17 protein-coding genes are annotated in these 17,292 nt (G+C 71.6%); 4 read left to right on the top strand and 13 right to left on the bottom strand.

From position 1 onward, the window contains the following. Positions 1 to 2 precede the first annotated feature (2 nt). Together ACWFR4_RS24280 and ACWFR4_RS24285 are read right to left on the bottom strand one after the other, a co-directional pair. A complete protein-coding gene (locus ACWFR4_RS24280; RefSeq protein ID WP_453460840.1) occupies positions 3 to 791 on the bottom strand; it encodes a hypothetical protein in 789 nt (262 codons plus the stop codon). A 137-nt stretch (positions 792 to 928) separates the two neighbouring features. After that, complete coding sequence (locus ACWFR4_RS24285; protein ID WP_453460843.1) at positions 929 to 2,119, bottom strand: MFS transporter; 1,191 nt, start codon at positions 2,117 to 2,119, stop codon at positions 929 to 931. A gap of 108 nt (positions 2,120 to 2,227) precedes the next feature. On the opposite strand from ACWFR4_RS24285, the gene ACWFR4_RS24290 reads away from it, so the two are divergent. Then, a complete protein-coding gene (locus tag ACWFR4_RS24290) occupies positions 2,228 to 3,379 on the top strand; it encodes a serine hydrolase domain-containing protein (RefSeq protein ID WP_453460846.1) in 1,152 nt (383 codons plus the stop codon). Between the two features lie 120 nt (positions 3,380 to 3,499). Here ACWFR4_RS24290 and hemC read toward each other — a convergent pair whose 3' ends face one another. Beyond that, a complete protein-coding gene (hemC, locus tag ACWFR4_RS24295; protein ID WP_453460849.1) occupies positions 3,500 to 4,435 on the bottom strand; it encodes a hydroxymethylbilane synthase in 936 nt (311 codons plus the stop codon). 67 nt (positions 4,436 to 4,502) lie between these two features. Beyond that, positions 4,503 to 5,243, bottom strand: coding sequence for a hypothetical protein (locus ACWFR4_RS24300; RefSeq protein ID WP_453654468.1), 741 nt, complete (start codon positions 5,241 to 5,243; stop codon positions 4,503 to 4,505). A 311-nt stretch (positions 5,244 to 5,554) separates the two neighbouring features. On the opposite strand from ACWFR4_RS24300, the gene ACWFR4_RS24305 reads away from it, so the two are divergent. Next, entirely contained in the window at positions 5,555 to 5,971 is a 417-nt protein-coding gene (locus tag ACWFR4_RS24305) for an N-acetyltransferase family protein (RefSeq protein ID WP_453460854.1), read from the top strand. A gap of 4 nt (positions 5,972 to 5,975) precedes the next feature. Here ACWFR4_RS24305 and ACWFR4_RS24310 read toward each other — a convergent pair whose 3' ends face one another. Further along, positions 5,976 to 6,569 (bottom strand): helix-turn-helix domain-containing protein, encoded by a 594-nt coding sequence (locus ACWFR4_RS24310; protein WP_266568422.1) that lies wholly within the window; start codon positions 6,567 to 6,569, stop codon positions 5,976 to 5,978. A gap of 144 nt (positions 6,570 to 6,713) precedes the next feature. On the opposite strand from ACWFR4_RS24310, the gene ACWFR4_RS24315 reads away from it, so the two are divergent. Beyond that, the gene (locus ACWFR4_RS24315) at positions 6,714 to 7,796 is read left to right on the top strand and encodes an NAD(P)/FAD-dependent oxidoreductase (protein WP_453460913.1); all 1,083 of its coding nucleotides are present in this window, start codon (positions 6,714 to 6,716) and stop codon (positions 7,794 to 7,796) included. Here the strand turns inward: ACWFR4_RS24315 and add are convergent. The 3 genes from add to ACWFR4_RS24330 all read right to left on the bottom strand — a co-directional run bounded on the left by add (position 7,784) and on the right by ACWFR4_RS24330 (position 11,296). Further along, a complete protein-coding gene (gene add, locus ACWFR4_RS24320) occupies positions 7,784 to 8,794 on the bottom strand; it encodes an adenosine deaminase (RefSeq protein WP_453460857.1) in 1,011 nt (336 codons plus the stop codon). The two genes, ACWFR4_RS24315 and add, sit on opposite strands and share 13 nt — an antisense overlap. A 17-nt stretch (positions 8,795 to 8,811) precedes the next feature. Beyond that, entirely contained in the window at positions 8,812 to 9,771 is a 960-nt protein-coding gene (locus ACWFR4_RS24325) for a nucleoside hydrolase (protein ID WP_453460860.1), read from the bottom strand. Between the two features lie 97 nt (positions 9,772 to 9,868). Continuing rightward, entirely contained in the window at positions 9,869 to 11,296 is a 1,428-nt protein-coding gene (locus ACWFR4_RS24330; protein WP_453654470.1) for an MFS transporter, read from the bottom strand. 138 nt (positions 11,297 to 11,434) lie between these two features. Here ACWFR4_RS24330 and ACWFR4_RS24335 point away from each other — a divergent pair, with 138 nt between their 5' ends. Next, entirely contained in the window at positions 11,435 to 12,229 is a 795-nt protein-coding gene (locus ACWFR4_RS24335) for a GntR family transcriptional regulator (RefSeq protein ID WP_453460864.1), read from the top strand. A 44-nt stretch (positions 12,230 to 12,273) separates the two neighbouring features. Here the strand turns inward: ACWFR4_RS24335 and ACWFR4_RS24340 are convergent, their stop codons facing one another. From ACWFR4_RS24340 to ACWFR4_RS24360, 5 genes are all read right to left on the bottom strand, one after another. Then, the gene (locus tag ACWFR4_RS24340; protein WP_453654472.1) at positions 12,274 to 12,918 is read right to left on the bottom strand and encodes a GOLPH3/VPS74 family protein; all 645 of its coding nucleotides are present in this window, start codon (positions 12,916 to 12,918) and stop codon (positions 12,274 to 12,276) included. A 132-nt stretch (positions 12,919 to 13,050) separates the two neighbouring features. Then, positions 13,051 to 13,740, bottom strand: a complete 690-nt coding sequence (locus ACWFR4_RS24345; protein ID WP_453654474.1) for an alpha/beta fold hydrolase — start codon at positions 13,738 to 13,740, stop codon at positions 13,051 to 13,053. An 89-nt stretch (positions 13,741 to 13,829) separates the two neighbouring features. Then, complete coding sequence (locus ACWFR4_RS24350; RefSeq protein WP_453654476.1) at positions 13,830 to 14,732, bottom strand: polysaccharide deacetylase family protein; 903 nt, start codon at positions 14,730 to 14,732, stop codon at positions 13,830 to 13,832. A gap of 16 nt (positions 14,733 to 14,748) precedes the next feature. Next, the gene (locus ACWFR4_RS24355; protein WP_453654478.1) at positions 14,749 to 15,903 is read right to left on the bottom strand and encodes an aspartate racemase/maleate isomerase family protein; all 1,155 of its coding nucleotides are present in this window, start codon (positions 15,901 to 15,903) and stop codon (positions 14,749 to 14,751) included. Then, the gene (locus tag ACWFR4_RS24360; protein WP_453654480.1) at positions 15,900 to 17,141 is read right to left on the bottom strand and encodes an MFS transporter; all 1,242 of its coding nucleotides are present in this window, start codon (positions 17,139 to 17,141) and stop codon (positions 15,900 to 15,902) included. Before ACWFR4_RS24360 ends, ACWFR4_RS24355 begins: the two co-directional genes overlap by 4 nt. Between the last annotated feature and the right edge of the window lie 151 nt (positions 17,142 to 17,292).

The following is a 17,292-nucleotide window of genomic DNA, read 5'->3' on the forward strand; positions in this document are numbered from 1 at the left end:
GGCTACGTCAGCGGCCGCGGCGGCGCGGGTCCCCTGCCGACGTCGCGTACGAGGTCCAGGCCGAGCACCCGGTCCACGTACGCGAAGGTCTCGAAGAGCGCTCCGGCCGGGGCGTCCCCGGAGTGCTCCAGGCGGTGCAGCGTGCGCAGCACCCCGGGCAGGTCGAGGTCGTCCTCCAGGCAGTCGCGAATGCTGTCGCGGGCAGGTCCCGGCATGGGCCGCGAAGGGCTGTCGGCCCAGGTGGCCACCGCGTGCCGCCAGCGCAGGAGCGTGTGATGGGCGGCGGACACCGACGCGGGAGCGAGGCGCATCGGCTCGGTGCGCGGCTCGGTCAGCAGGGCGAGGCGCAGGGCCAGCGGGTCGTCGGCCCTGTCCGCGACGCCGTCAGCGGCGTGGGCGTCGGCGACAGCGAGCCGGATGACGTCCCCGTACACCTCGTCCGGTGCTTCCTCGCTCCGGCTCAAGCGGACGGCGAACGGCCCGCCCAGCTCACCCTCCACTCCCCGCTCGTCCCCGTGGGCGGCGGCCGGGTGCATGCCGAGTTCGGCGGCCCGCACCTGGAGCGCCGCGCGTCGCGCGTCGGCCCCGTCCGGGCAGATCAGCCCCGTGTACGCGATGGTTCCGGACAGTTCCAGTACGCGGGTCAGGACGTCGGCGACGAGCATCGCCCGTACGTCGGAAAGCGCCTCGCCGCCCTCGGGAAGGGCCACAGGTACGCCGATGCGCACCACGCTCCGGTGCATCACCGGAGCGACAGGACGGCCCGAACAGGCATCGACGAGGCGCAGCATGGCGCGAAGCCTATGCGCAACTCCCTCCGCCCGCCGAGACGTGCGGCCGAATCGGGAACTCGCGCGTCGCGGATCGGGGGTCCACGACCGGCGTTCGGGCTCAACTGACGGACATCACGGGCGTGTTGGCCGCGCTGTCACTTGTGGCGGCCCCTGAAGCCGGTGACGGCCAGCAGGAGTACGGCCGTGGCCTGGATCGCGGCCACCACGGCGATCAGCACAGGGATCGAGGTGTCGTAGAGCACCCCGGTCAGCGCTCCTCCGGCGAACGCGGCCACACCCACGACCGCGGCGAAGACGCCGTAGGCCGTCGCCCTGCGCCCCGGCGCGACGAGATCGGCCACGACCGCGCGCAGGGTGGACTCCTGCACGCCGGTCGCCGCACCCCATACCAGGGCGCCGAGCACGACCGGCGCGAGCGAGTCCGTGAACGCGAGCGCGGGCACGGCCGCCGACAGGACCGGCAGGACGATCAGCACACGTGGTCCGACCCGGTCGTACACCCAGCCGGTCGCCAGCGCGGCCAGCGCGTCGACGGCCATGGCGGCCGCGTAGAGCAGGGGGACGGCGACGGTCGGGACGAGCCCGCGCGCGACGAGGTGGAAGGAGAGCACGCCGAACGTCGCGAAGCCCGTCATCGTCGCGGCGGTGAAGGACGCGTACACCCAGAAGTCGCGCGGCAGTCGGGCGCCGGGTTGCGGCTGCTCGCTCTTGGGTGCGACCGCGCGTTCGTAGGCCGCCGGGTCGGGGACCTGGCGCCGCAGCCATACGAGCAGGGCGAGTACGGCGACGCCGGGCACCGCGAGGACCGCGAGCGTGGGCCCGTAGTCGTCGCCCGTCAGAGCCAGCATCCCCGCCACCGTCAGCGGGCCGAGCAACGCGCCCACCTGGTCCAGCGCCTCGTGCACCGCGAACCCCTTGCCGAGCCCGGTGGCCGCCGCCGCGTGCGAGAGCAGCGTGTCCTTGGCAGGTGAGCGCACCGCCTTGCCGACCCGTTCGGCGATGACGAGCACGCAGGCCGCCCACAGCACTCCGGTCGAGCCGAGCGGGGGGACGCTGGCGACGGTCAGCGCGTAACCGGCGATCGCCCACCCCCAGAACCGGCCGCTGCGGTCGGCCAGCGGACCCGAGCCGAGGCGCAGCAGGAGCGCCGCCGCCTCGCCCGCTCCCGTCACCGCGCCGACGACGGCTGCGGATGCGCCGAGTGAGGCGAGGAGCGGGCCGGTCACCGAGCGGGCGCCCTCGTAGACGAAGTCGGCGAGGAGGCTGACCATGCCGAACCAGACCACGAACCGCCAGGGCCTCATCGCTGTCGCGTCGTGAGTCATCCGGCCTCCTCCCCGCCGCCTTTCGGGTGCGTCGGCGGCACCCCGGCCGATGATTCCGCGCCGCGTGGGGAGTCTCCCCTTCGACACCACACTCGAGAAGGTGGATCGATGACCAGCTTGCAGGACATTTTCGCGCCGCACGTCCGTGACGGTTCGCTGCCGGGGGCGGTGGCGCTGGTGGCCCGTGGGGACCGCGTCGAGGTGGAGACCGCCGGCTCGGCCGCCCTCGGCGGCGGCTCCCCGATGGCCCGGGACTCGATCTTCCGGATCGCCTCGATCACCAAGCCCATCACGGCCGCCGCGGTGATGATGCTGGTCGACGAGGGGCGGATCGCGCTGGACGACCCGGTCGACCGGTGGCTTCCCGAGATCGCGAAACCGCTCGTGGTCCGCACGCCGGACGCCCCCGTCGACGATGTGGTCCCCGCGGCCCGGCCGATCACGGTGGCCGATCTGCTGACGTTCCGCGCGGGGTGGGGCTTCCCGTCCGACTTCTCGCTGCCGGCGGTCCAGGCGCTGTTCGGACTGCAGAAGAACGGCCTCTCCCCCCAGCTCGTCGCGCCGCCCGACGCGTGGATGGCGCACCTGGCCCGTATCCCACTGCTCAACCAGCCGGGTGAGGCGTGGCTGTACAACACGTGTTCCGACATCCAGGGGGTGCTGATCTCCCGGGTGTCGGGGAGCGCCCTGCCGGACTTCCTCGCCGAGCGCGTCTTCGAGCCGCTCGGGATGACCGACACCGGATTCGAGGTACCGGCCGGCAAGCTGGACCGGTTCACCACGTCCTACCGCCCGCGCAAGGAGGGCGGCCTGGAACCTGTGGACGCGCCGGACGGGCAGTGGAGCAGCCTGCCCGAATTCCCGTCCGGCGCGGGCGGGCTGGTCTCGACCGCCGACGACTGGTACGCCTTCGCCCGGATGCTGCTCGCGGAGGGGGTCGCGGGCGGCAGGCGGCTCCTGTCGTCCGACGCGGTACGGCAGATGACGACGGATCATCTGACGGCTGCCCAGCGCGAAGCCAGCGGCCTGTTCACGGAGGGCCAGGGCTGGGGCTTCGGCGGCTCGGTCGACGTGGAATCCGTCGATCCGTGGAACGTCATGGGCCGCTACGGCTGGGTCGGCGGCACCGGAACGGCGGCGCACCTCGTCCCGTCCACGGGCGCGGTCGGCATCCTGCTCACGCAGGTGGAAATGACCGGTCCGACCCCGCCCGCGCTGATGCGCGACTTCTGGCGGTACGCGGCCGCCGAGACCGCCTGACCGTCGGGCGCCCGGCTTCGAGACGGCCTTCGACACGCGCCCCACACCGCTCGGCGAGACCCCGGACCGCACCTCGCGTGGTACGGCGAGTGGCTCGCCTCGCGGTGACGGGCCGGGTGTTCAGTGCGCGATCGAGTCGATCAGCTCACGCGCCCCCTGGCGCAGCAGGGCCACGGCGACCGAGGTGCCGAGGGTGGCGGGGTCGAGGGGGCCGGCCCACTCGTGCGCGTTGAGTACCGTCTTGCCGTCGGGGGTGAACACGCAGGCCCGCAGCGACAGATCACCGCTGCGCTCCGCCCTGGCGAACCCTGCGATGGGGCTGTTGCAGTGCCCCTGGAGTACGTGGAGGAACATGCGCTCCGCGCTCGCCTCGCGGTGGGCGTCGGGGTCGCCTAGCCCCGAGACCGTGTCGATCAGGTCGCTGTCGCCCTCACGGCACTGAAGAGCCAGGATCCCGGCGCCGATCGGCGGGCACATGACCTCGGCCGAAAGGATCTCCGTGATCACATCCGTACGACCGATGCGTTCGAGGCCGGCGGCGGCGAGGAGGAGCGCGTCGGCGTCGCCCGCCGCGAGCTTCTCCAGGCGCCGGTTCGCGTTGCCGCGCATCGGCACGCACTCGAGGTGCGGGTACGCGGCGGCGAGCTGGGCGATGCGGCGCACGGACGAGGTGCCGATCCGCGTGCCGGACGGGAGTTGATCCAGCGTCAGACCGTCCGGGTGGATGAGGGCGTCCCTGATGTCGTCCCGCTTGAGGAACGCGGCGAACACCGTTCCGACGGGCAGGGGCCGGTCGGCGGGCACGTCCTTGACGCAGTGCACCGCGAGGTCGGCCTCACCGGCGAGCAGCGCGGCGTCGACCTCCTTGGTGAACGCTCCCTTCCCTTCGACGAGGGACAGGTCGCCCATCCACTTGTCGCCGGTCGTCTTGACGGGGACGACCGTGGTGCGGATTCCCGGGTGCAGAGCGGCCAGTTCGGCGCGTACGCGCTCCACCTGGGCCAGCGCCATGGGCGAGTCGCGGGAGACGATACGGATCAGTTCAGGGGCGGACATGGCCCCAGGATAGGGGGTCATGTCCGCCCCGCCCGCGTGACGTGTTCAGCCGGCGGGCGTGAACTTGTCACCCGTCACCCGTCACCGTGACCTGGCGCCCGTCCGGTGTATCGGTCGACGTGCTGCTCAGGCAGCTGCCGGATGCCGGGTCGGTGACGGTCGGGAGGCTTCCCGTGTACTTGTTCCCTCCCTCCGTCCCTGCGGGCTTTCCGTAGGTGACGGTGACCTGTTGCGAGCAGCCCGCCGTGAGATACGGCTCGATGAACCCCTGGTCGGCGGCCTTGAACCGGCCGGATGCCACCGGGAGCCTGAAGCTGCCGATGTGCGCGACATCGGCGCCGGTCTCGGTGTTGACGACCTCACCGTTCATCAGCTGCGTCGTACCGTCGTCGCTCACCCGCGAGAGCTCGACGGCGTACATCGTGCCCTTCGTGTAGGGGAATTGGACGGCGCAGCTGACGCCCGCGCCTCCGTCGGCGCCGTACTTGCAGTGGCTGTCCGTGGTGGTGGCGTTGGCGTTGAAGGAGCTGAAGATGGCCTGGAGAGTGGGCTTTCCGTCGACGGCCGGCTTGGGCTGGAAGCCCGCGTACGGCCGGGTCCCGCTCTCCAGGGTGGTGTAGTAGGCGAAGTAGATGCCGGACGCGTCGGGCGCCGACTCGAACGACATGGGCAGGGTCAGCTCGGTGACGGGCGTCGGTGCGCCCGTCGTCCAGCGGACGGTGGGCGTCGAGGCCCAACTCTCGCCCGCCGCACCCAACGTGAGCAGTACGGCGGCTCCGGCGGCTGTGGCCAGACGTAGCGGCTTCATCGTCTCTCCTCGGACTCGGTGGTGTGCGGGCTGCGCGACAGCATGTAAGCGTTTGCTATCCACTCGCAAGAGGGCTTGGAATGTTTCTGTCTTTTACTATGGCCGCGGCGATTTGACGGGTAGTAACCGCTCACATCGAAAGGGCGGGCCCGCACGCCCGGCACCGGCACCGGCACACGAGAGGCGAGAAGTCCGTGGACACGAGCCAGGCCCGGCACACCGACGGCGATGTCACGGTCCGTTAGGGAGGGGCCGAGTTCATCGACCGCCTCGCGCCCCTGTGGCTCGCGCTGCACGCCCATCACCAGTCCGTGCAGCCCGGGTTCACCTACTTCCCCGACGGGAGTTCCTGGGAGCTGCGTCGCGACCGCTATCGGCGCTGGATCCTCGACGAGGGCTCGTTCGTCCTGCTCGCCGAACGGGACGGACAGCCCGTCGGCTACGCCTTCGTACAGATCGAGGAAGGCCCCGACGACACCGGGGTGACCGGCACCCGCATCGCCGAGCTCCAGACGCTGTCCGTCCATCCGGCCGAGCGCGGCCACGGCATCGGCACCCTCCTGCTCGACCTGGCCGACGCCGAACTGGACCGCATGGGCGTCGCCGACCTGCTCATCGGCACACTGGCCGCGAACACCGGGGCGCAGCGCCTCTACGAACGCCGCGGCCTGCGCCCGGTGTTGGTGTACTACGCCCGGTTCGGCGCCGACCACGCGAAGCCCGCGTAGGAACTCATCCCTCGCTCGGCCGTGCCCGCACGTGGAGCCGTTCGCCCTGGGGGCCGAACAGGGAGAGGAATTCGACGGGGTACGTACCGGCGTTGGCGAAGCCGTGCGGGGTGCGCGTGTCGAATTCGGCGGCCTCGCCGGCCGTCAGGACGAGGTCGTGCTCGCCGAGGGCCAGGTGCAGGCGGCCGGTGAGCACGTAGAGCCACTCGTAGCCCTCGTGCGTCTTCTGTTCGGGCCGCACGCCCTCGCCGAGTTCGCGCACCGGCATGATCTGTTTGTAGGCGTGCAGGCCGCCGAGATGCCGGGTCAGCGGGATGAAGGTGTGGCCGTGGCGGGTGATGGGGCGGGGGTGGATCCGGGGGTCGCCCGTGTCGGGGGCGCCGACCAGCTCGTCGAGCGCCACATGGTGGGCCTTGGCCAGCGGCAGCAGCAGTTCCAGCGTGGGCTTGCGCTGCCCGGACTCCAGGCGCGAGAGGGTGCTCAGCGAGATCCCGGTCTCCTCGCTCAGCTGGGCCAGGGTCGTCCCGCGCTCGTGCCGCAGGGCGCGCAGCCGCGGCCCCACGCCGGCCAGGACCGGGGTGAACTCGTCGTCGCTCATGCCTCGATTTTGCTCTTACGGCAAAGAACTTTGTCAATCGGGACAGCTCCGGCGCAGTCTCGGTGACGAATGGAGGCAATCCCCATGAGTAATCACCTGAGCGAGCAAGTCAGCCGGCAGACGAAGCAGCAGATGGAGCCGACGATGAGCGTTCACCCTTCGCAGGACGAGCAGCGCTACGACGTCGTGGTGATCGGCGGTGGAGCCGCCGGGCTGAGCGGGGCCCTGACCCTGGGGCGGGCGCGCCGCTCGGTCCTCGTGATCGACGCGGGCGAGCCGCGCAACACCCCGGCCGACGGCGTGCACAACTACCTGGGCCGCGAGGGCACACCCCCCGGCGACCTACTGGCCACCGGCCGCGGGGAGGTGCGCCGGTACGGCGGGGAGATCGTGGCGGGCCGCGTCGTCACGGCCGAGCCCGACGGCGACGAGTTCCGGGTCGTGCTCGACGACGGCGGCGCCGTGCGTGCCGCCCGGCTCCTGGTGACGACCGGGCTGGTGGACGAGCTGCCGGATGTGCCCGGCCTTGCCGCGCTGTGGGGCTCGGACGTCCTGCACTGTCCGTACTGCCACGGCTGGGAGGTCCGCGACCAGGCGGTCGGCGTCCTCGGTACGGGACCGGCCGCGGTGCACCAGGCCCTGATGTGGCGGCAGTGGACCGAGCGCGTCACCCTCTTCCTGCACACGGCGCCCGAGCCCACCGACGAGGAGTACGAGCAGCTCGCCGCCCGCGGCATCAGCGTGGTCGACGGAACGGTGAGCGCGCTGGAGAGCGAGCACGGCCGGCTGACCGGGGCGCGCCTGGAGCGCGGGACGCTGGTGCCGGTCCAGGCGCTGGTGGTCGCGCCCCGGTTCACCGCGCGCGCCGGCTTCCTCGTCTCCTTGGGGCTCGAAGCGTCCGAGCAGGAGATGAACGGCATGGTGATCGGTACGCGCATCCCGGCCGGCCCCACCGGTCGGACTGCGGTACCGGGCGTGTGGGCGGCGGGCAACGTCACCGAGCTCACCGAGCAGGTCATCGGCTCGGCCGCCGCGGGACTGCGTGCGGCCGCTGACGTCAACGCGGATCTGATGGCGGAGGAGACCCGTGCCGCCGTCGAGGCGCGGCGCGCCGACTTCTCCGATGCCTCAGACATCTCCGGCTCCTCCGACGTCTCCGGCTTCTCCCCGGAGGCCGAACGCCGGGTGTCCGAGCGCGTTCTAGGCAGCCGGCGTCACGGCCTGTGACGCGGAAAGACCTCCACAGGCCGTACGACTTGAGCCGCACGTCGGCGCAGTGCGGCGCGCGTCCCGTCGTCCATGAATCCGGCCTCGACGGCGGCCAGGTCGAGGGCCTTGAGCGCGGGTGCGTCGAAGCCGAGGTCGCGCGCGAGGAGCCGGTACTCGTCGCTCAGGAGCGAGCGGGTCTGCATGGGGTTGTCGTCGCCGAGCACGACGGGGATACCGGCCCGGCGGAAGTGGGGCGCGGGGTGGTCGTGGAGTGAACTCGTCGCACCCGTATACCAGTTGGAGGTGGGGCAGATCTCGACGGTGAGGCCGGTGTCCGCGGCCCACGCCATCGTCTCGGCGTCGTCCGCGATGTGGGTTCCGTGACCGATGCGGGTGACGCCGAGTTGCTCGACCGCCTCCCGCGCGGCGGAGGCCGGGCCCGCCTCGGCGGCGTGACAGGTCAGCCCGAGACCGGCCGCGCCCGCCAGGGCGAACGCCCCCGCGTGGACGCGGACGTCGGCGTGGAGCGCCTCGTCCCCGGCCAGGTCGAAGCCGACGACACCGTCGCCGGCCCGGCGGGCCGCGCCGCGGGCCACGTCCTCGTTGAGCTCTGCCCCGTGGTGGCGCAGGGCCGCGACGACGATCCCGGCGGGCATCCCGGTGGTGGCGACGCCCTCGCGCAGCCCCTGGCAGCCGGCCGCGATCACGTCGTCCAGGCCGAAGCCGGGCCGGACGTGGGTGGCGGGCCCGAAGCGCAGTTCCAGATAGTCCTGGCCGTCGGCCGCCGCGTCCTCGACGGCCTCGCGGGTGATACGGGCCAGGGTCTCGCCGGTGTCGAGGAACGGGTACGTCGCCGCCACCTTCGCGAGGTAGACGGTGAGGTCGGCGGGGCCGTCGAGCCGGATGGCCCTCTCCCAGCCCTGTTCGGGTTCCACGAGGCCGGCGCGCCGCGCGAGCTCGGCCGCGGTGGACGGGCGGACCCGCCCCTCCAGGTGCGTGTGCAGGTTGATCAGCATGACGTACCCCGTTGTGGTCAGAGGGCGAGCATGCGCTCGGTCAGATGGGCTGCCACGTCGGCGTCCGTGGCGAGGACGACGCGGCAGCGGGCGCCGGGCTGGTCCGGGAAGCCCTGGTGGGCGCCTCGCAGGTCGCAGATGGTCTGGCCGCGGCCGGGGCCGTCGGTGTCGTCCACCGTCACGTGCACGCGGGGGGCAAGGCTCGCCGCGACTCCGCCGGTGGCGACGGCGGCGGCCAGCGGGTCGTGCGCGGCGCAGCACGGGCGGCCGAACGTCTGGACGTAGAAGGCGAAGTAGAGGCCGAGCATCTCGCCGAGTGCGCGCGCCAGGGGGCGTTCCGACTCCAGGAGTTGCGTGCGGTGCGACTCCTCGAGGGTGTGCGAGAGGGTCACGTCGAGGGGGACGAGGGTGATGTCCCACGGCGCGTCGAGGACGGCGTTGGCCGCTTCGGGGTCGTTGTAGATGTTCGCCTCGGCGACGGGCGTGACGTTCCCGGACACGAGTCCGGCGCCGCCCATGATGGTGATGTCCTGGACCAGGGAAGGGAGTTCGGGGTCGAGCTTGAGGGCGGCCGCGATGTTGGTGAGGGGGCCGGTGGTCAGGAGCCGCAGGCGGCCGCCGTGGGCGCGGGCGAGGCGGACGATCATCTCGGGGCCGCTCTCGGCCTCGGGGGCGGCCTGGGCGTCAGCGACTTCGATGTCACCGATGCCGTTCACGCCGTGGATGTGGGGGACGCCGCCGGGGAAGGTGCCGGCGAGCGGGTCGTGTTCGCCTACAGCGACGGGTATCTCGGGCCGTCCCGCCAGCTCGAGGAGCGCGAGGGTGTTGCGGGCGGCCTGCGTCGAGTCGACGTTGCCGCTGACCGTGCCGATGCCGACGAGGGAGATCTCGGGCGAGGCCAAGAGGTACGCCAGGGCCATCGAGTCGTCGATGCCGGTGTCGCAGTCGAAGTAGAGCGGCTGGGGCGCGTTGTTCATGGGGTTCTCGGCTTCCTTGTGTACGTGCGGGTCGGGTTCGCGGGGGGGGCAGGGTGTGTGGGGCGTGGTCGGTGCGTAGCGCGGGGAGACGCGGTTGTCAGGCGTGGTCGGTGCGGGGCGCCGCGATGAACAGGCTGGTCCCGAGGGCGAGCACGGTGATGGCGACCGAGATCCACAGGGCGGTGGCATAGCCGCCGGCCGTGGCGCGGGCCGCGTACGGGGCGACGATGCCGATGCCGAGGCCCGCCCCGATGCCGAACGCGGCGCCGTTCAGACCCGGGAGCGCCGCGGGCGCGTCCTTCGGCGAGAGGAGGACGCCGAGCCCGTTGAGCGTCGTGAGGACCAGGCCGTTGTACGTGATGCCGAGGAACGCGATCGCCGCGAGGACGAGCCACTTGTCGAGCGGGAAGGCCGCGACGACGCAGAGGGCCACGATGCTCAGGACGAGGCCGGTGCGCAGCGTGGTGAGCCAGCCCCGCTTGCCCGCGAGCCATCCGGCCATCGGCGCGGCCCCGAGGCCGATGAGCGCGGCCGGGGTGAGGAAGAGCAGCGCGGAGTCGGTCGCGGAGAGGCCGAAGCCGGTGTCGGGGTTCTGGCTGATGATGACGACGGTGAAGTTGATGACGGCGAAGACGCCGGACAGGACGAGCACCGTCGTCGTGACGAGGGGCCACATGCGGCGCGATCTGAGGTGGGTCAGAGAGACCAGCGGGGTGGCCCGGCCGCGCTCGACGAGGCCGAACGCGAGGGCTGAGACGAGGGTTCCCGCGAGGTAGCCGAGGGTGCCCGGGCTCGTCCATCCGTCGGACGAGCCGTGCGAGACGAAGTACGTGACGCAGTACAGCGCGACGGACAGTGTGCCCGCGCCCCACCAGTCCATGCGGCCCGCGGTGGCCGACGGCCGGTCCTTGGGGATGAACAGCGCGACGCACACGGCCGCGAGGACGCCCACCACGAGGATGACGGCGAAGATCGCGCGGAATCCGTAGCGGTCCGAGAGTGCGCCGCCGAAGAATCCGTCGACCCCGCCGACGCCGCCGTTGATGGCGGTGAGGACTCCGAGTGCGGTGCCGAAGACCTTCGCGCTCAGGCGTTCGTTGAGGATCACGTACGCGATCTGGAAGGCGGCGCTCGACGCGCCCTGGAGGACCCGGCCGATGAGCAGGACCGGCAGGCTGGGCGCCAGGAAGCAGATCAGAGTGCCGACGGCCGTCACGGTGAGCACCGCGACGAGGACCTTGCGCCGTCCCACGAAATCGCTGATCCGGCTGAGGATGACACCGCCGATGGCGCCGGCCAGGAAGAACAGCGAGGACACCTGGGCTATGTCGTCCACGCTGCCGCCGAGCCGCTCGGCCATGTCGGGCAGCGCGGGCGTGACCATGCTCGCGTTGAGCTGGAACGCGATCACGCCGAGCAGCAGTGTGGCGACCAGGCCCACGACCCGCGCGCCGCGCAGGGGCGGCACGTCGGACGCGGCCCCGGGGCCGGCGCTCTCTCTGTTCTGCACACCGTGAGTAACCATGTTGGACACCTTGATTTCGTAGCGTCGCCGCCCGGTTGATGTGTGATGTTATACCTCTCGGTCCGACATGCGTCCAGAGCCACATTTCTGGGGCTACGCTGGTGCCCCCATCCAGCCAGCACGGCCTAGTGAGGTGCAGTGGTCGCGACCGTCGACAACTTCGGCGACTTCTTCGATCAGCCCCTGACGGTTCCCCTCGGGCAGCCGCGACGCGTGGCGGTCTATTCACGCCTCGCCGCCGGGATCCGCGCGCAGGTCTTCCCGCTCGGCTCGCTCCTGCCGAAGGAGAGCGACCTCGGCACCCGCCTCGGCGTCAGCCGTACGGTCGTCAGGGAGGCCCTGATGCTCCTGGAGGAGGACGGGCTCATCCACACGCGGCGCGGTGTCGGCCGTTTCGTGGCACCCGAGTTGCCCCGCGCGGGCCTCGAACGGCTGCGCCCCTTCGAAGAGGTGCTCGCCTCCCAGGGCCAGACGGTCGGCGTGGAGAACCTTCAGGCGACCGTCCAGCACGCGACGGACTTCGTGGCGGGCGGTCTCAAGCTGGACCCCGATGCGAACACGTGGTTCTGGGAGACCCGGCTCACGCGCGACGGCGAGCCGGTGGCGCTCGTCCAGGAACACATCCCCGCCGGGCGCGACCTGCGCGACATCAGCCCCTTGCTCGCCGAGCGCCTGCGGGACCCGCAGGATCCGGGCCGCACCCTCTTCGCCGTGATGACGGACGTGCTGGGCCCCGTCTTCGGCCCGGGCGAGTGCGCGATGACGGCGGGCGTCGCGGGGGCCACCCGCGGACGCCTGCTGTCCCTGGCCCCGTCCGCCCCGCTGCTGATCCTCACCCAGACCGCCCAGCACGGCGGCCGGGCGGCCTATCTCGCGAAGTACATCGTCCGCGCCGGGGAACGGCTCTCGATCAACCAGCCGCCCCAGTCGTAGGACGCCCGACGGGCTCCGGTCCGTGCGCCGCCCGGCGTGACGGGTCAGCCGCCGCCCATCCCACCCTGCGCGGCCACCATCGTCATGCCGAGGCCGCCGACCGCCTTGCCCAGGCCGGGGGCCACGGCGTCGAGGCGTCCGGTCAGTTCGTCGATGCGTTCCTTGCGTGCGTGGCGGTCCGCGCGGGAGACGACCGACCGGATGCCGCCGGCGGCGGCCAGGGCCACCAGCGCGGCGTCGGCGGGCGCGATCCGCGCGGCGGGCTCGGTGCCGTGCAGGAGTCCGGCCGCCGTGGCCTGGAGCGAGGTGACGGCGGACGCGTCCCTCACCGTCACCTCGCGCCGGGACCGGCCGAAGGACCTCTTCTCCTCGACGGCAAGGACCCCCTGGGCGACGAGCCGGTCCTCGACCGCGTGCAGCGTCTCCTTGCGGTCGTGCCTGATCCAGGACTTCCAGCCGCGCCGGTCGCGCGCGACACGGTCGAGCGTCAGGTCGAGCACCGGGTCCCCGGTCGGCCCCGGCTTCGCGACGGCCACCTCGCCGTCGGAGTCGACGAGGTTCCCCCGGATCGCCAGCTCGGCCAGGACGGCGGCCCGCAGCAGGAACCCGGTCCTCGTACGGTCGTAGAGGTCGTGGGCGGGGGTGTCGTAGGCCGTGAGGTAGATCCGGCCGTACAGGGTCTGCGTCATGACATCGACGCTACGACGATCACGACCTGGAGTGATACGCCCAGCGGGTGCATCGACGCTGGGCACAACGGATGAGTGGGCCGGGCGCTCGTCCGGAAGGATGAATCACGCCACCGGGGTCGCCGGAGTGCGTCAGGCGCTCTCCTTGACGTAGGCCTCCAGCCGGTCGGCGAGCTCCATCGGGTGGCTGAGCGCCGCCAGATGCCCGCCCGGTACCTCGTCCGGAATGATGCCGAGCCGGTCCTCCGCCACCCGGCGCTGGAAGTCGGCGGGGAAGAAGCGGTCGTCGCGGCCGGTCACCACCCGGGTCTCCACGGCCGGCCACACGTCGAGGGTGAACGGTGTGGCGAAGGCCGCCTCGGACTCGTCCTGGTTGTGCTCCGCCGACGCGTCGATCTGTGCCTGCGACAGGTCGTGGAGGAAGTACGTCTCCAGGTCGGTCTCCGCGTCGGGGTCGCGGCCCTCGCGCACGTCGTTCGCGCGGCGGGCCGCCTCCTGGCCGGTGTTGGCCCACCACTCCCCCGGCGTCTCGCCGGGCCGCGGGATCATCCCGTTGACCAGTACGAGGAGCGACACGGGCAGGCGCGGGCAGACCAGCGGCGCGGTGAAGCCGCCGAGGGACTGCCCCACGACCACCAGGTCGGTCCGGTCACCGACCGCGTCGACGACCGTGTCCACGTACTCCGGAAGACCTGCCCGTGCATCGTCCCCGGGGAGGTCCACGGAGACGACGTCCCGCCCCCGGCTGCTCAGTTCGTCACTGACCCCGTGCCAGTACCAGGCCGAGCCGCCGGCTCCGGGGATCAACACGTACGTGGTCATGGTGCACCCTCCACGATGGGACCGTCCGTCTTCGGTGTGACCGTCGCCGTAACGACTGTCCTCTGTCTGACTGTCGGTCCCCGCGGAACTCACCGCATGTCGGCGGGCCGCTCCTTGGAATCGAACGGGAAGCGGCGGCGGAAGTCGTCGGCCGCGTCCTCCAGGGTGCAGAAGGAGACTCCCTCGTGGGCCGAGACGTAGTCGATGAAGCGTTCCAGCATCAGCAGCACCTGGGGGCGGCCCGAGACGTCCGGGTGCAGGGTCACCGGGACGACCGCGTAGTCGAGCTCGCGGTGGACCCAGTCGAACTGGTCCTTCCAGTCCTGTTCGAGCGCGCGCGGGGACACGTAGCCGTGACTGTTGTGGGAGTGCTTGTTGAACATCATGGGCGGGAGGTCGTCCACGTACCAGTTGCCGCAGAACTCGACGAGGTCGACCTCGTGACCGTGGATGAGGGGCTTCATCCAGTCCTTCGCCTCACCGGAGTAGTCGATCTTCGTCCAGGAGTCGCCGACGCGGGCGTAGAAGGGGGTGAAGTCGCGGTAGTTCTGGGAGTGGTCGTAGGAGAAGCCGTACTTGTGGAGCAGTGCGGCGGTGGACTCGGACATCTCCCACCAGGGGGCGACGTAACCCTTGGGCCTGCGGCCGGTGAACTGCTCGATCAGTTCGACGGACTTCGCGAGGACGTCCTCCTCCTGCTGGGGGGACATGGCGATGGGGTTCTCGTGGCTGTAGCCGTGCGCGCCGATCTCGTGGCCCGCCTCGACGACCATGCGGGTCTGCTCGGGGAACGTCTCGATCGAGTGGCCGGGGATGAACCACGACGTGCGGATGCCGTGGCGTTCGAACAGCTTGAGCAGGCGCGGGGTGCCGATCTCGCCGGCGAAGACGCCGCGCTGGATGTCGTTGGGGGAGTCCTCGCCGCCGTAACTGCCGAGCCAGCCGGCGACGGCGTCGACGTCGACTCCGAGGGCGATCTTGATGTCCTTCATGAGGGCAGCTCCTAGGTCACAGGGCGGTACGGATACGGGTGACGGCGTCGTCGAGCGCGGCGGTGTCGGTGGGCGTCCAGTCGCGTTCGGCCATGCTGTGGACGGAGATCCAGCCGGTCATGGCTCCGTCGGTCTCTACGGGGGCGAGCATCTGGGCCTGCACCCCGTAGACGTCGATGAGAGCCTGCGGCGGGTGTGGGTCCACCTGGAAGTGGGGCTGGACCAGGGGCTTCCGGTGCTGTTCGAGCCACACGACGGTGTTCAGGTTGCGCTGGTCGAGCGAGGCGTCGCGGCGGATCGGGCGGACTCCGGGGCGCAGCGCCTCTCCGGCGGTGAGGTCGACGTGCAGGCCGAGCTCGGGCAGGTCTACGCGGAACGTGGTGCGGTCGGCCCCGGTCGCGGCGAGGAGGTCGGTGAGAGTGTCCTGGATCAGGGCCCGCAGGCTGCCCGAGCGGAGCAGGTCACCGTGGCCGGTGAGGCGGGGGGCCGCGCCCGCGAGGTCGAGGGCCTTCCAGAGGGTGACGGTGACCGAGTCCAACACCGGTATGCGCAGGGCCTGTTCGAGGCGTTCGGCCTCGGAGGCGCCGTGCACGTTCGTGCAGAGGACGGCCACCGCGTGCGTGTCGCCCTCGGCGGCCTGCTCGATCTGGCGGGCGACGTCGGCGGCGGGGATCCGGGCGAAGGCCTCGTTGTCGTCCTCGCCGAACGGCTCCGCGAGGGAGCAGATGATCCCCTCCTTCGCGTACGTGTCGACGATCCGCTCGCACACGTCCCGGGTATAGGGCAGTGCGAGTCCGAGCCGGGTGACGCCGTACGCGGCGCAGGCGTCGAGGAGGGCGAGCGTGGAGGTGGTGGCGGGGATGCCGGTCTCGGCGGTGATCGCGGCGGCGAGTGCGCGGTCGCGTTCGATACCGAGCCATGAACCCGAGGTGCCGTTCCACGCGATGACGTCGACCTTGGCGTCGGCGAGCTGCCGCGCCGCGGCCAGCATCGGGCCGGGGTCGAACTGGGCGTCGCTGTCCCCGTCCAGGGCGATCCGGGTGACCGGAACGCGCGCGAAGTGGGCGGTCGCGGCGTTCGTGCCGTGCAGGAGGGCGTAGGTCTCCGGCTCCAGGGCGGTGTTGGACGACGGTGTGAGCATCCCGAGGCGGGGCGGTGTGTGACTGGTCATCGGGTGGCGAGCCTCCTGGAGTAGTCGATGACGAGGGACGAGACGGTGAACAGGACGCCGGCGCCGACGAAGTAGAGCAGCGCCCAGGTGTAGGAGCCGGTGCCGCCGACGATGAATCCGACGGCGATGGGCGTGACGATTCCGGCGATGTTGCCGGAGAGGTTCATGGCGGCGCCGACGACGCCCGCGTTGGCCCGGCCGCCGAGGATCGAGGGCAGGGACCAGTAGAGGCCGGCCCAGCGCAGGAAGAAGAGCACGACGGCGAGCAGCGCGACCGCGGTCAGGGCGTCGGGGACGAGGACTACGCCGAGGAGCCCGGCGACGACGGCGGCGCCGGCGATGCCCATCAGGGTGCGCATCACGCGGTTGGCTCCGGCGCCGGTGGCCTGCCAGCGGTCGGAGATCCAGCCGCCCGTTAGCTCGCCCACGAAGCCCGCGCCGAAGATGGCGAGGGTGGACCAGCCGATGGTCTTGATGTCGAAGCCCTTGGTCTCCGAGAGGTAGAGCGGGCCCCAGGTGAGGATGCCGTAGAAGACGCCGTTGAAGCCCATCCAGCCTAGGCACATGCCCCAGAACGAGCGGTACTTGAGGTAGTCGCGGAGACGGGCGCGCCGGTCGGTGCCGGCGGCGGCGTCCTCCGCGGCGTGGGCGCGGTCGATGTAGTCGGCCTCCGCCGCGTTGACGCGGCGATGGGCACGCGGGGTGTCGCGCAGGAACCACAGGGCGAAGAAACCCATGGCCGCGGTGAGGACACCGGCGACGACGAAGCTGATGCGCCAGCTGCCGGTCCAGGCGATGAGTCCGGAGATGGCGATGCCGCCGAGCGCGGAGCCGAGCGGTGCGCCGCCGTCCATGAGCACGGCGCCGCGGCCGCGTTCCTTCGCCGGCAGCCAGCTGGCGTTGAGTTTGCCGCCGGCGGGCATGACCGGCGCCTCCACCGCGCCGAGGAGCAGGCGGAACCCGAGGAGGGAGCCGACGCCGGTGGCCGCGCCGGTGAGTCCCGTCGCGACGCCCCAGCCGATGCAGGCGCCACCGGCCATGTAGCGGGGCCCGAAGCGGTCGATGAGCCAGCCGCTGGGGATCTGCATCAGGGCGTACGTCCAGAAGAACGCGCTGAGGACGAAGCCGGTGACCTCCTTGGAGAGGTGGAGGTCCTCGGTGATGAGAGGCAGCGCCACGGAGACGGAGCCGCGGTCGATGTAGTTGAGGGCCACGACGGCCAGGAGAAGGACGAACACTTTCCAGCGGGTGCGCGTGGGCCGGGCGGCGGGGGCGGGCCCCGCGTCGGCCCCGGTTCTTTCATCTGTGCTGTGTACGGGGTTGACCTGCGACATGGCGGACCCTCGATTCGGCAGACTTCGGGTACGTGCTGACGTGCAACTTCCGCGT

Source organism: Streptomyces sp. NPDC055140 (genome assembly GCF_053607285.1).